Annotated in this window: 14 protein-coding genes; 10 read left to right on the top strand and 4 right to left on the bottom strand. The window is 62.6% G+C overall.

Annotated elements, in window-relative coordinates:
• The first annotated feature begins 7 nt into the window (after positions 1–7).
• The gene (rplT, locus tag ACGYLX_RS08175; protein WP_067264504.1) at positions 8–373 is read left to right on the top strand and encodes a 50S ribosomal protein L20; all 366 of its coding nucleotides are present in this window, start codon (positions 8–10) and stop codon (positions 371–373) included.
• A gap of 254 nt (positions 374–627) precedes the next feature.
• Positions 628–1,824: a Hint domain-containing protein gene (locus tag ACGYLX_RS08180; RefSeq protein ID WP_394448500.1), complete on the top strand. Its 1,197-nt coding sequence runs from the start codon at positions 628–630 to the stop codon at positions 1,822–1,824.
• Here ACGYLX_RS08180 and ACGYLX_RS08185 read toward each other — a convergent pair.
• Together ACGYLX_RS08185 and ACGYLX_RS08190 are read right to left on the bottom strand one after the other, a co-directional pair.
• On the bottom strand, positions 1,813–2,025 hold the full coding sequence (locus ACGYLX_RS08185; protein WP_209216576.1) for a hypothetical protein: 213 nt from the start codon (positions 2,023–2,025) through the stop codon (positions 1,813–1,815). The genes ACGYLX_RS08180 and ACGYLX_RS08185 overlap by 12 nt on opposite strands.
• Before the next feature lie 93 nt (positions 2,026–2,118).
• Positions 2,119–2,793, bottom strand: a complete 675-nt coding sequence (locus ACGYLX_RS08190) for a type 1 glutamine amidotransferase domain-containing protein (protein WP_394448504.1) — start codon at positions 2,791–2,793, stop codon at positions 2,119–2,121.
• 173 nt (positions 2,794–2,966) lie between these two features.
• Between ACGYLX_RS08190 and pheS the strand changes: the two genes are divergently transcribed.
• The 6 genes from pheS to mscL all read left to right on the top strand — a co-directional run bounded on the left by pheS (position 2,967) and on the right by mscL (position 9,123).
• Positions 2,967–4,040: a phenylalanine--tRNA ligase subunit alpha gene (gene pheS / locus ACGYLX_RS08195; protein WP_394448507.1), complete on the top strand. Its 1,074-nt coding sequence runs from the start codon at positions 2,967–2,969 to the stop codon at positions 4,038–4,040.
• Positions 4,041–4,107: 67 nt separating this feature from the next.
• Positions 4,108–4,389 carry a YrhK family protein gene (locus ACGYLX_RS08200; protein ID WP_271693862.1) on the top strand — a complete coding sequence of 94 codons (282 nt, stop codon included), beginning with the start codon at positions 4,108–4,110 and terminating at the stop codon, positions 4,387–4,389.
• Positions 4,390–4,398: 9 nt separating this feature from the next.
• On the top strand, positions 4,399–6,795 hold the full coding sequence (pheT, locus tag ACGYLX_RS08205; protein ID WP_394448510.1) for a phenylalanine--tRNA ligase subunit beta: 2,397 nt from the start codon (positions 4,399–4,401) through the stop codon (positions 6,793–6,795).
• 20 nt (positions 6,796–6,815) lie between these two features.
• The gene (locus tag ACGYLX_RS08210) at positions 6,816–7,259 is read left to right on the top strand and encodes a YtoQ family protein (protein WP_209216571.1); all 444 of its coding nucleotides are present in this window, start codon (positions 6,816–6,818) and stop codon (positions 7,257–7,259) included.
• 89 nt (positions 7,260–7,348) lie between these two features.
• Positions 7,349–8,569: a histidine kinase dimerization/phosphoacceptor domain -containing protein gene (locus tag ACGYLX_RS08215; RefSeq protein WP_394448512.1), complete on the top strand. Its 1,221-nt coding sequence runs from the start codon at positions 7,349–7,351 to the stop codon at positions 8,567–8,569.
• 122 nt (positions 8,570–8,691) lie between these two features.
• Complete coding sequence (mscL, locus tag ACGYLX_RS08220; protein WP_209216569.1) at positions 8,692–9,123, top strand: large conductance mechanosensitive channel protein MscL; 432 nt, start codon at positions 8,692–8,694, stop codon at positions 9,121–9,123.
• A gap of 62 nt (positions 9,124–9,185) precedes the next feature.
• On the opposite strand, the gene ald is transcribed toward mscL, so the two are convergent.
• Complete coding sequence (gene ald / locus ACGYLX_RS08225) at positions 9,186–10,304, bottom strand: alanine dehydrogenase (protein WP_394448515.1); 1,119 nt, start codon at positions 10,302–10,304, stop codon at positions 9,186–9,188.
• 138 nt (positions 10,305–10,442) lie between these two features.
• Between ald and ACGYLX_RS08230 the strand changes: the two genes are divergently transcribed.
• A complete protein-coding gene (locus ACGYLX_RS08230) occupies positions 10,443–10,901 on the top strand; it encodes an Lrp/AsnC family transcriptional regulator (RefSeq protein ID WP_120351940.1) in 459 nt (152 codons plus the stop codon).
• Between the two features lie 255 nt (positions 10,902–11,156).
• Here the strand turns inward: ACGYLX_RS08230 and rpsU are convergent, their stop codons facing one another.
• Positions 11,157–11,363, bottom strand: coding sequence for a 30S ribosomal protein S21 (gene rpsU, locus ACGYLX_RS08235; RefSeq protein WP_007118112.1), 207 nt, complete (start codon positions 11,361–11,363; stop codon positions 11,157–11,159).
• 110 nt (positions 11,364–11,473) lie between these two features.
• Here rpsU and ACGYLX_RS08240 point away from each other — a divergent pair, with 110 nt between their 5' ends.
• The gene (locus tag ACGYLX_RS08240; RefSeq protein ID WP_209216567.1) at positions 11,474–12,166 is read left to right on the top strand and encodes a COQ9 family protein; all 693 of its coding nucleotides are present in this window, start codon (positions 11,474–11,476) and stop codon (positions 12,164–12,166) included.
• Positions 12,167–12,176: the final 10 nt, after the last annotated feature.

Here is a 12,176-nt window from a genome sequence, read left to right on the forward strand (position 1 = left end):
AGCCGAGATGTCCCGAGTTAAAGGTGGTACAGTCACCCACGCGCGTCACAAGAAGATCATCAAAGCCGCAAAAGGCTACTATGGTCGGCGCAAGAACGTATTCAAGGTCGCCACGCAGGCGGTCGACAAGGCCAACCAATATGCAACGCGTGACCGCAAGAATCGCAAGCGCAACTTCCGCGCCCTGTGGATCCAGCGGATCAACGCCGCCGTGCGCAGCCACGACGAGGCGCTGACATACAGCCGCTTCATCAACGGTCTGACGCTGGCCGGCATCGAAGTGGACCGCAAGGTTCTGGCCGATCTGGCCGTGCACGAGCCCGAAGCCTTCGGTGCGATCGTCAAGCAAGCGCAGGACGCGCTGGCGGCCTAAGCCGAGATTGCTTTGAATTTGCGAAAGCCCTGCCGGATGGTGGGGCTTTTTGCGTTTGGGGGATCTGCGTTTCGGGCCGTCGTGCGGGGCTTGCCATAATCTTGCCCCGATAATCCCTTGCCACGGCCTTGCCTGCTCCTCACCTCCATGGACAATCTGCCCCAACGACAGGTCACTGTGCAGCCTATCTGCACCGGTGCCGCAGCAATTGGCGCTGTTCGTCGGCAAGTTATTTATAAATGGTGGGGACGTTTATGCCCGGAATTGTGATCAATAGGTTGGACGAAGACCCCCATGAGACGGTCTATGGTATTCGCGACGATACCAGTTCGCGCGGCGTCGATCTTGAGGGCGCGCGGATCACGCTGACCTATGCCGATGGCTCGGTCGAGACACTCACTTGGCATGCGACGGATCCCTATACGAATGGCGCGGCGGTGGGCGAGGATACGCAGATGTCCTTCGGCTATGACTGGCACCATCTTGAGACGACCAAGCCGCTCGCCACGATGGAGATTGACCTTCAGCCCGCCAGTTCCGTTTTCGACACCACCACCACGGCGGACGACGATCCAAACGGCGGCTCGACCCCCACCTCGCTTGAGGGGTATCCCTTCCGCGTGGATTCCGGCTCGCGGGATTTGGCTGGCGATATAGAGGTGACCTACTCCGGCATCGTCAATCTGGCGGGCAGCCCGGCTGCGGGCGACCTTTTCACGACCATGACCGTCGATTTCTCAGACCTGCCCGAGGGCGGGTTATTGGGGAATCTGGCGTGGAAGTCCGACATCGACACGATGCACGAAGAGGGCGATCTGGTCTCGACCGGTGTGGCCTGTTTCGCGCGCGGCACGCTGATCACCACCGAGGCGGGCGATCTCCCGGTCGAGGCTTTGGCCCCCGGCGTGCGTGTGCTGACCCAAGGCCACGGCTATCAGGAACTCGTCGCGGCGCTGCGCCGTTCGGTCGGGGCAGGGGAGTTGGCGAAGAACCCCAAGCTCTACCCCATTCGGATCAGTGCCGGGGCCTTGGGCGCAGGGCTGCCGAAGCGTGATCTCATGGTCTCAAGACAGCATCGCATGGTCGCGCGTTCGGGCATCGTCAAGCGGATCTGCGGCGCGATGGCCGTGCTCGTCGCCGCGATCCGGTTGACCGAACTGCCGGGGGTGCATGTGGATGAGGGCGTCTCACAAGTGGAGTATTTCCACTTGGTCTTTGAAAAGCACCAGATCGTTTATGCCGAAGGCGCGCCGAGCGAGAGTTTTTTGCTGAATGCCGACACGGTGAAAACCCTCGGTCAGGCGCAGCGCGAGGAGTTCGCGACGCTCTTCCCCGCTTTGGTTGAGGGCAACGGCTTCGGCACCCCCGCGCATCAGATCCCCGCGGGGCCCGTGCAAAAGCGGTTGATCGCGAAGCACAAGAAAAATGGCCGCGCTCTGCTATCGGTTTAGGGTGTCGGGGTCATAGGGATTGTGGCTGGCGGCGGATAGATTGATCCCATCCTGTGCCGCGCGATGCGCAATCGCCTCTTCGCTGCGGTTCAGTTGCACCGCGATCACGCTGGTCGCCGTGCCCTCTGCCGCAAGGATGCGAAGCTGTTCGAGGTCTTCGGCGCTCCATGGGGCGCCGGTGCTGCGGTCATAATCTGCCATGTCGGAGGCTCCTTTCACGGGCAAAACACGGCGCGACCAGCGGCGGTTCCTCCCATGGGGAGAGGGGGCGCGGTCTTGCGTACCCACCTGCCGTCACTTCAAAAGCGCCAAAATCTCTTTCGCCGCTTCCTCGGAAGAGGCGGGGTTCTGGCCGGTGACCAGCTTGCCGTCGACCAGCACATAGGACGCCCAATCGTCGCCCTTGCTGTAGCCGCCGCCGTTTTTCTTCAGCATGTCTTCGACCAGGAAAGGCACCACATCGGTCAGGCCAACACCCTCTTCCTCGGTATTGGTGAAACCGGTGACGCGCTTGCCCGAGACCAGCGGCTTGCCGTCGGCTTGGGTGTTCTTGAACACGGCAGGCGCGTGGCAGACGGCGCCAACGGGGCGGCCCGTGGACCAGAAGGTTTCGATCAGGCGTTTGCTGTCGGCGTCATTCGCGAGATCCCACAGTGGGCCGTGGCCGCCGGGGTAGAAGATCGCATCGAAACCGTCCGCATCCACACCGCCCAGCACTTTGGTCGAGGCGAGCGCTTGTTGCGCGGCATCGTCGTCCTTGAAGCGGCGGGTGGCGTCGGTCTGCGCGTCTTCGCTGTCGCTGTTGGGGTCAAGCGGCGGCTGCCCGCCTTTGGGCGAGGCGAGGGTCACATCCGCGCCCGCGTCCTTGAAAACGTAATAGGGCGCGGCGAATTCTTCGAGCCAGAAACCGGTCTTGTTGCCGGTGTCGCCCAATTCGTCATGCGATGTCAGAACCATCAGGATTTTCATAGGTCTCTCCTTTCGGGGGAGGTTGGGCGCGCCGCTGGGGACAGGGCGCGTCAAGGGGATGCGGCCTAACGCTTTGCAGAGGTGGTGGTTCCGCCATGACGCCACAACCCCTACGGCTTGCATTCGAGGGGCGAGAGGGCTAGCAGGACGGGGTATTATTCCAAGGGCCTGTCATGGACGATCTGAAGCAAAAGTACCTGAGCCAAATCGCCAATGCTGGCGACGAATCCGCGCTGGAAGACATCCGGCTGGCCGCCGTGGGCAAAAAGGGCGAAGTCGCGCTGAAAATGCGCGAGCTTGGCAAGATGACCCCCGAAGAGCGGCAGGTCGCTGGCCCCGCGCTGAACGCGCTGAAGGATGAGATCAACTCGGCCCTCGCCGCCAAGAAGGCCGGCCTTGCCGATGCCGCGCTGGACGAGCGCCTGCGCAGCGAATGGCTCGACGTGACCCTGCCCGTGCGGCACCAGCGTCAAGGCAGCATCCACCCGGTGAGCCAGGTCACCGAGGAGCTGACCGCGATCTTTGCCGAGATGGGTTTCTCGGTCGCCGAAGGCCCGCGCATCGACACCGATTGGTACAACTTCGACGCGCTGAACATCCCCGGCCACCACCCCGCGCGGGCCGAGATGGACACCTTCTATATGCACCGGGCTGAGGGGGACGAACGCGCCCCCCATGTGCTGCGCACCCATACTTCCCCGGTGCAGATCCGCACGATGGAGGCCGAAGGCGCGCCGCTGCGCATCATCTGCCCCGGCGGCGTCTACCGTGCCGATTACGACCAGACCCACACGCCGATGTTCCATCAGGTCGAAGGTCTGGCGATCGACAAGGATATCTCGATGGCGAACCTCAAGTGGACGCTTGAGGAATTCTTCGCCGCGTTCTTCGAGATCGACGGCATCAAGACCCGCTTCCGCGCCTCGCACTTTCCGTTCACCGAGCCTTCGGCCGAGGTCGACATCCAGTGTTCTTGGGTCGACGGCCAGTTGCGCATCGGCGAGGGGGACGGTTGGTTGGAGGTGCTCGGCTCCGGCATGGTGCACCCCAAGGTGTTGCAGGCGGGCGGGATCGATCCGAACGAATGGCAGGGCTTTGCCTTTGGCATGGGGATCGACCGGATCGCGATGCTGAAATACGGTATTCCGGATTTGCGGGCGTTCTTTGATTCAGACCTGCGCTGGCTGCGGCACTACGGGTTCGCGAGCTTGGATCAGCCGAATTTGCATGGTGGGTTGTCGCGCTAAACTGCGCATGGAGCCTGCGACGACCGCCGTAAAAACATCAAAACGCACCGCGTGAGGCATGTCTGATATGAAACTCTTTCGACACGAGAACCGCGAGAACAACGCCCGATCTCGCGCGCTTTATGCGAAGTTCGAGATTGCCTACACGCTTATCGATTTCTGCGCGGCTGTCTGTTTCGTTGTCGGCTCCGTGCTGTTTTTCTTCGAAAGCACGCAGACCAGCGCGACATGGCTCTTTTTGATCGGGTCGATCTTCTTTGCGGCCAAGCCTTGTCTGCGGGTGGTCCGCGAAATCAAACTTTATCGGATGGGCGACATGGCCGATCTGGCCAAACGTTACGAGAATTAGGGAACGATCATGAAATTCACCCTCTCCTGGCTCAAGGACCATCTCGACACCACGGCGTCGATTGATGAGATCACCTATGCCCTGACCGACCTCGGCCTCGAAGTCGAAGGCGTCGAGAATCCGGCGGCGAAGCTGGCCGACTTTACCCTCGGCTATGTGCAATCCGCCGAGAAACACCCCGATGCCGACCGGCTGAACGTCTGTCAGGTCGAAACTGACGAAGGCGTCATGCAGATCATCTGCGGCGCGCCGAACGCGCGGGCGGGGATCACCGTCGTCGTGGCCAAGCCGGGCGTCTATGTGCCGGGGATCGACACGACCATCGGCGTCGGCAAGATCCGCGGCGTGGAGAGCTTCGGCATGATGGCCTCTGAGCGCGAGATGGAGCTAAGCGAAGAGCATGACGGCATCATTGAGCTGCCCTCGGGCAAGCCCGGTGACCGTTTCATTGACTGGCTGGCCGAGAATGACCCGGCGAAGGTCGACCCGGTGATCGAGATTGCCATCACTCCGAACCGGCCTGACGCGCTCGGCGTGCGCGGCATCGCACGCGACCTCGCCGCGCGGGGTCTGGGCAAGCTGAAGCCGCGCGATTGCGATGCGGTCGAGGGCAGCTTTGCCTCGCCGATCAGCGTCAGCATTGATGACGACACGCTGGACGGCTGCCCGGTGTTCTATGGCCGCTTGATTAAAGGCGTGAAGAACGGCCCCAGCCCGCAGTGGCTGCAGGACCGGCTCCGCGCCATCGGGCTGCGCCCGATCTCGTTCCTCGTGGACGTGACCAACTTCTTCACCTTCGACCGCAACCGCCCGCTGCATGTCTTCGACGCCGACAAGGTCGCGGGCAACCTGCGCGTGCACCGCGCCAAGGGCGGCGAGGAGATCGCCGCGCTCGATGAGAAGAGCTACACCCTGCAGGAGGGCCAGATGGCCATCTCCGACGACAGCGGCGTGGAAAGCATCGCGGGCATCATGGGCGGCGAGGCGACCGGCGTGACCGAGGAGACGGTGAACGTCTTTGTCGAGAGCGCCTATTGGGACCCGGTGCAGATCGCCTATACGGGCCGCGCGCTGAAGATCAACTCGGACGCGCGCTACCGGTTCGAGCGCGGTGTCGACCCGGCCTTCACCCCCGAGGGGCTTGAGCATGCCACGCGGATGATCCTTGATCACGCGGGCGGCGAGGCCTCCGAGGTCGTGGTCGCGGGGCAGGTGCCGGACACGTCGCGCGCCTACAAGCTCGATACCGCGCGGGTGCAGTCGCTGGTCGGCATGACGATCCCTGAGAGTGACCAGCGTGAGACGCTGACCGCGCTCGGCTTCCAGCTCGACGGCGATATGGCACAGGTGCCGAGCTGGCGCCCCGATGTGCAGGGCGAGGCCGATCTGGTCGAAGAGGTCGCGCGCATCGCCTCGCTGACGCAGCTCGAAGGCAAGCCCCTGCCACGTCTGACAACAGGCGTGCCGCGCCCGGTGCTTTCGCCCATGCAGCGCCGCGTGGTGACCGCCCGGCGCACGGCGGCGGCGCTCGGCTACAACGAATGCGTGAGCTACAGCTTCATCGACCAAGCCTCGGCGGCGCTCTTCGGGGGCGGCACCGATGCGACGCGGTTGGAGAACCCGATCTCCTCGGACATGAGCCACATGCGCCCCGACCTGCTGCCCGGCCTGCTGCAAGCTGCTGCCCGCAATCAGGCGCGCGGCTTTGCCGACATGGCGCTTTTTGAGGTTGGCCCCGCCTTCTCCGGCGGCGAGCCGGGCGAGGAGCAGGTCATTGTCTCCGGTCTTCTGGTGGGCCGCACCGGTCCGCGGGATGTGCATGGCGCGGCGCGCGCCGTGGATGTCTATGACGTGAAAGCCGATGCCGAAGCAGTGCTGGCCGCCATCGGCGCGCCCGCCAAGGTGCAGATCCTGCGCGGCGCTGATGAATGGTGGCACCCGGGTCGCCACGGCAAGATCTGCCTCGGCCCCAAGAAGGTGCTCGGTGTCTTCGGCGAGGTGCATCCGCGCGTTCTGGCGGCGATGGACGTGAAAGGCCCTGCGATGGCCTTCACCCTCTACCCCGCCGAGGTGCCGCTGCCGCGCAAATCCGGCGCCACGCGCCCAGCATTGCAGATCAGCGACCTGCAGGCGGTCGAGCGTGACTTCGCTTTTGTCGTCGATGCCGATGTCGAGGCGCTGGCGCTGGTCAATGCCGCTAAGGGCGCCGACAAGGCCCTGATCGAAGATGTCCGCGTTTTCGACGAGTTCATCGGCGGCAGCCTCGGCGAAGGCAAGAAATCCCTCGCCATCACCGTGCGCCTGCAACCCAGCGACAAGACGCTGAAAGACGCAGACATCGAAGCCGTGGGTGCTAAGGTGGTCGAAAAGGTGACCAAGGCCACCGGCGGCGTGCTGCGCGGCTGAACCAAGGAAGGACGGAAGCGATGAAAGTCTATCTCTCCGGTGAAATCCACACCGACTGGCGCGAACAGATCACCGAAGGGGCCAAGGGTCTCGACGTGACCTTTACCGCACCCGTCACCGACCACGCCGCCTCTGATGACTGCGGCGTGGCGATCCTCGGCGCGGAGGACGACAAGTTCTGGCACGACCGTAAGGGCGCGCAGATCAACGCGATCCGCACCCGCAAGGCGATTGCCGAGGCGGATGTCGTCGTGGTGCGTTTCGGCGACCAGTACAAGCAATGGAACGCGGCCTTCGACGCGGGCTATGCCGCCGCCCTTGGCAAATCGCTGATCATCCTGCACGGCCCCGACCACGCCCATGCGCTGAAAGAGGTCGACGCGGCGGCGCTGGCGGTGGCCTCCGAGCCTGCGCAGGTGGTCGAGATTCTGCGCTATGTCTTGACCGGTACGCTGCCGGGGTGACGCGGCAGCGGGGCTAGCCGCGTTAAAATTGAACATCTATCAAGGGTTTATACGCAAAACGATTCGGCAGCGAGGTGGACGCCGCTGCTTTGCGGGCTAAACCTTCACTAAGCTGGAGGTTCAGCAGCCCAGATCTGCCCCCCGAAAGGCAGGCCATATCCGACCCCCGCTGTCGTGCCATAGCTGCGCGGCGGGTTAACTTTGGAAGGAGAAGGTCCATTTTAGCCGACACGCCCGCAGAGCAGGACGAGCGTCTAGAGACGCTCTATTCCTATGATATTCTTGATACCGAAGCCGAAGCGGATTTCGACGATATCGTCGAGCTTGCGTCCAATATCTGCGAAACGCCCGTCTCTCTGATCAGTCTGGTTGATGAAAAGCGCCAATGGTTCAAGGCGCGCGTCGGGTTCGAGCCGCATGAGACGGCCCTTGATCAATCGGTCTGCTCTCATGCCATTCTTGACGAAGGCTATACCGAGATTGCGGATATGGGGGCGGATCCGCGCACCTCGGACAATCCGCTTTATGTTGGCGACCCTCGGGTGAAATTCTATGCCGGTGCCAATCTTGTCGCGCCGAACGGCCAGCCGATTGGCACGCTTTGCGTGCTGGATACCAAGCCGCGGACCTTGAACGATTTCCAGCGCCAAGCGCTGCAAACCCTGTCGCGCCATGTGATGATGCAGTTGGAATTGCGCAAGAAAATCCGCATCGAAGCGGCGCTGCGCGCCGAGATGGACCACCGGGTGAAGAACTCGTTCCAGACCATCGCCTCATTGCTGCGCATGGCGACACGCAAGGTGCAAGACCCAGACGCCAAGGATGTGCTGGCCCTTGTCGAGCGTCGTTTCGGCGCGGTGGCATCGCTGCACAGCGAATTGATGGGGCAGGGTGGCCGAAGCAAGGTGCAAACCACCTCCTACCTCGAACAGCTGAACAAGCTTCTCGCCGCCAGTGCGCCGGATCATGTCACCATCTTTTGTGCGGCTGAGCCGGGCGAGTTGCAGGCCGTGCAGGCCTCAGCCCTCGGCATGATCGTGAGCGAATTCGTGGCCAATTCGATCAAACACGCCTTCGCCGGGGACCGGGCAGGGGAGATCAAAATTTCCCTACGGCGGCAGGAGGGGGCCGAGGACTGGCTTTTGGAATGCCGTGACAATGGCTGCGGCCATGCCGGTGCCGTCTCGGGGGCCGATAGCACGGGGCTGGGGCGGATGTTAATGGCCACGGCAGCCGAGCAGTTGAACGGGCGTCTGACGACCGATTTCAGCTCAGAGGGCGCGCTTTTGCGGGTCTGTTTTCGGGATTGAACGGGCGCGGGCCGTAAAACGCGCGATTTACCGTAAAACTGTATTGACCGTTCTATGTGCCAGTCCGCACTATCGACCGTGATGGCGGGGTTATCGGCGCGCCTTAGAATAGGGACAGAACTGTGATTCAAGAATTCAAGGATTTCATCGCCAAGGGCAATGTCATGGACATGGCCGTTGGTATCATCATCGGCGCGGCCTTCACGGCGATCGTGTCGTCACTGGTAGCGGACCTGATCAACCCGATCATCGGGCTTTTCACCGGCGGGGTGGATTTTACCAATAACTATGCCGTGCTGTCGGGCGATGTGCCCGCGACCGCTTCGCTAGAGCAGGCGCGGGAGGCGGGGGCGTCGGTCTTTGCCTATGGCTCGTTCCTGATGGCCGTGATCAACTTTTTCATCATCGCCTTCGTGGTCTTCATCCTGGTGAAGATGGTGAACCGGGTGAAGGCGGCTGCGGAAAAGCCGGATGAGGTGGCACCAGAGGTCAAGACCGGCCCATCGCAGCTCGATGTATTGCTGGAAATTCGAGACGCTTTGAAGACGCGCTGAGCGCTGCTTTCGAAAAGGAAAGGCCCGCCAATCTGGCGGGCCTTTTGTTTGGCCGCTGACGTTCAGCCCGCGATGGCCTGATCCGCGGTGATGCTGTCGAGCCCAAGCGCTTCGCCCACGGCGGCATAGGTCAGCTTGCCCGCGTGGACGTTCAGCCCGGCCTTGAGGTGCGGGTCATCCGCGCAGGCCTGTTTCCAGCCCTTGTCGGCCAGTGCCAGCATGAAGGGCATGGTGGCGTTGCCAAGCGCGATGGTCGAGGTGCGCGCCACCGCGCCGGGCATATTGGCCACACAGTAATGCATGATGCCGTCGACCTCATAAACCGGGTCTTGGTGAGTCGTCGCCTTGGAAGTCTCGAAGCAGCCGCCTTGGTCGATGGCCACGTCGACCAGCGCCGCACCGGGTTTGAGTTCGGACAGTTGCGCGCGGCTGATCAGCTTGGGGGCCGCGGCCCCGGGTATCAGCACCGCGCCGATGATCATATCGGCCTCACGCGCCAGTTCGATGGTGTTGCCCGCGCTGGCATAGGCGGTTTTGAAGGTGCCGCCATAGATGTCATCGAGATAGCGCATCCGGGGCAGGGACCGGTCGAGCACGGTCACATCCGCGCCCATGCCCGCGGCGATGCGGGCCGCATGGGTGCCGACGACGCCGCCGCCGATGACCATAACCTTAGCTGGGCCGACACCGGGCACGCCGCCCATCAACACGCCGCGCCCGCCATTGGCCTTTTGCAGCGTCCATGCTCCGACCTGCGGGGCCAAACGGCCCGCGACCTCGGACATTGGGGCCAGAAGGGGCAGGCCGCCATTGCGGTCGGTCACGGTTTCATAGGCAATCGCCGTACAGCCCGAGGCCAGCAGTTCGTGGGTTTGATCCGGGTCGGGCGCGAGGTGCAGATAGGTAAAGAGCAATTGCCCTTCGCGCAGCATCTTGCGTTCGCCCGCCTGCGGCTCCTTCACCTTGACGATCATGTCGGCTGTGGCAAAGATCTCCTCGGCCGTGTCGATGATGGTGGCGCCTGCGGCGGAGTAGTCCGCGTCTTCGAAGCCCGCGCCGACCCCGGCCCCCGCCTGCACGATAACCTCATGCCCATGGGCGATGGCTTCTTGTGCGGCATTGGGCGTCAGGCCGACGCGGAATTCCTGCGGTTTGATTTCTGTCGGGCATCCGATTTTCATGGGGGTTCCTCCTCCTCCGTAGTGGGACAGGATTATCATATCCGCTGTGCATATCGCTGCGAAATTGGGGTCGCCAAGGGGCGCATCCTTCGAATATAATCGCGCTGGATTGCTTCCTCACGCGAAAGTATTGCGCATATGGCCTTGGATGAGATTGATCGGCGTGTTCTGCGGGCTTTGCAGCGCAATGGGCGGATGTCCAATGCCGAACTGTCAGAGGTGGTGCATCTGTCGCCTTCGGCCTGTCATCGCCGTGTACAGCGGTTGGAGAAGGAAGGGTATATCCGCGACTATGTGGCCCTCTTGGACCCGCGGAAGTTGGATATGCCGACGACGGTCTTTGTGGAGATCACTTTGCAGGCGCAGGCCGAAGAGGTGTTGGAGGCCTTCGAGAAGTCGGTCTCGCGCATTCCCGACGTGTTGGAGTGTCACCTGATGGCCGGGACGGCGGATTACCTGTTGAAGATCGTGGCCGAGAATACGGAAGATTTCGCCCGTATTCACCGCCAGCATTTGGCGCGGCTGCCGGGGGTGGCACAGATGCAGTCGAGTTTTGCGCTCAGGACGGTGTGCAAGACCACCGCGCTGCCGGTGTAGTTGGATAGCCCGGAATCAAAGCCGAAGGCGGCCGGGCAGCGCCAGACCGCCCGGACGGGCTGGCGCTTTTGCTGAGGTCGTGCCGTCCTGAGGTATTTCTCAAGCGCAGCTACCATAAACTGCCTAATTGAAGGGATTTCGAGCGCCATTCCGCGGTCTGGCGCTGCCCGGCTCCGCTGCGCTCCCCCACAAAACAAAACCCCCGCTGCCATGGGCACCGGGGGTTCTATATCTGTCGCGTGTCGCGGGGATGATTTACATCATACCTTCGCGTTGCGCTTTTTTGCGTGCCAGTTTACGGGCACGGCGGATCGCTTCAGCTTTCTCGCGCGCTTTTTTCTCGGACGGTTTCTCGAAATGTTGCTTGAGCTTCATTTCACGGAAAACGCCTTCGCGCTGGAGCTTTTTCTTCAGAGCCCGGAGGGCCTGATCGACGTTGTTGTCGCGAACACTAACCTGCATGTGGTTGTCACCACCTTTCTAGGATAAAGTTGCAAGGAATTGCAGGAAATGGGCCTATAACAGCCTATATCACGTTTGTCCACCCCATCACGCCCCGATAGGAGCCCGCCATGACACCGCCCAAGGCCGACCCAAAGGACCAATTGCTGGATGCCGCATTGATGCATGTGCCGTTTGACGGCTGGTCGCCCGCGACCTTCAACGCCGCGATCAAGGACAGCGGTCTGGACCCGGCGCTGGCCCGTGCGGTCTGCCCGCGCGGGGCCGTCGATCTGGCGGTCGCCTATCACCGGCGCGGCGATGCCAAGATGGTCGAAGGCTTGGCGCAGGCCGATCTGTCAGCGCTGCGGTTCAGGGACCGTATCGCCAAGGCGGTGCGCCTGCGGCTGGAAGCCGGGGATCGTGAGGCGATCCGCCGGGGCAGCACGCTTTTCGCCCTGCCGCATCACGCCCCCGAAGGGGCCGGGCTGATCTGGGAGACCAGCGATAAGATTTGGACCGCGCTTGGCGATACCTCGGAGGATGTGAATTGGTATAGCAAACGGGCCACGCTGTCGGGGGTCTATTCGGCCACGCTGCTTTATTGGCTGGGGGATGCCAGTGAGGGGCATCAGGCGACATGGTCGTTCCTCGACCGGCGCATTGACGATGTGATGCAGATCGAAAAGCTGAAATCACATGTGCGCGAAAGCCCGACGCTGAGCCGTCTGATGGCTGGGCCGAACTGGCTGTTGAGCCATATCAAGGCCCCGCGCGGGCAAGGTGACCCCGATCTGCCGGGCCGTTGGACGCCGCCAAGCTGAGGCGCGCTGC

Source organism: Sulfitobacter sp. 1A13496, assembly GCF_043557225.1.
Classification (GTDB): Bacteria; Pseudomonadota; Alphaproteobacteria; order Rhodobacterales; family Rhodobacteraceae; genus Sulfitobacter; species Sulfitobacter faviae.

What these genes read in the sequence shown, in the direction of transcription:
- rplT (WP_067264504.1), top strand. Translation starts at nt 8, where the DNA reads ATGTCCCGAGTTAAAGGTGGTACAGTCACCCACGCGCGTCACAAGAAG.
- ACGYLX_RS08180 (WP_394448500.1), top strand. Translation starts at nt 628, where the DNA reads ATGCCCGGAATTGTGATCAATAGGTTGGACGAAGACCCCCATGAGACG.
- ACGYLX_RS08185 (WP_209216576.1), bottom strand. Translation starts at nt 2,025, where the DNA reads ATGGCAGATTATGACCGCAGCACCGGCGCCCCATGGAGCGCCGAAGAC.
- ACGYLX_RS08190 (WP_394448504.1), bottom strand. Translation starts at nt 2,793, where the DNA reads ATGAAAATCCTGATGGTTCTGACATCGCATGACGAATTGGGCGACACC.
- pheS (WP_394448507.1), top strand. Translation starts at nt 2,967, where the DNA reads ATGGACGATCTGAAGCAAAAGTACCTGAGCCAAATCGCCAATGCTGGC.
- ACGYLX_RS08200 (WP_271693862.1), top strand. Translation starts at nt 4,108, where the DNA reads ATGAAACTCTTTCGACACGAGAACCGCGAGAACAACGCCCGATCTCGC.
- pheT (WP_394448510.1), top strand. Translation starts at nt 4,399, where the DNA reads ATGAAATTCACCCTCTCCTGGCTCAAGGACCATCTCGACACCACGGCG.
- ACGYLX_RS08210 (WP_209216571.1), top strand. Translation starts at nt 6,816, where the DNA reads ATGAAAGTCTATCTCTCCGGTGAAATCCACACCGACTGGCGCGAACAG.
- ald (WP_394448515.1), bottom strand. Translation starts at nt 10,304, where the DNA reads ATGAAAATCGGATGCCCGACAGAAATCAAACCGCAGGAATTCCGCGTC.
- ACGYLX_RS08230 (WP_120351940.1), top strand. Translation starts at nt 10,443, where the DNA reads ATGGCCTTGGATGAGATTGATCGGCGTGTTCTGCGGGCTTTGCAGCGC.
- rpsU (WP_007118112.1), bottom strand. Translation starts at nt 11,363, where the DNA reads ATGCAGGTTAGTGTTCGCGACAACAACGTCGATCAGGCCCTCCGGGCT.
- ACGYLX_RS08240 (WP_209216567.1), top strand. Translation starts at nt 11,474, where the DNA reads ATGACACCGCCCAAGGCCGACCCAAAGGACCAATTGCTGGATGCCGCA.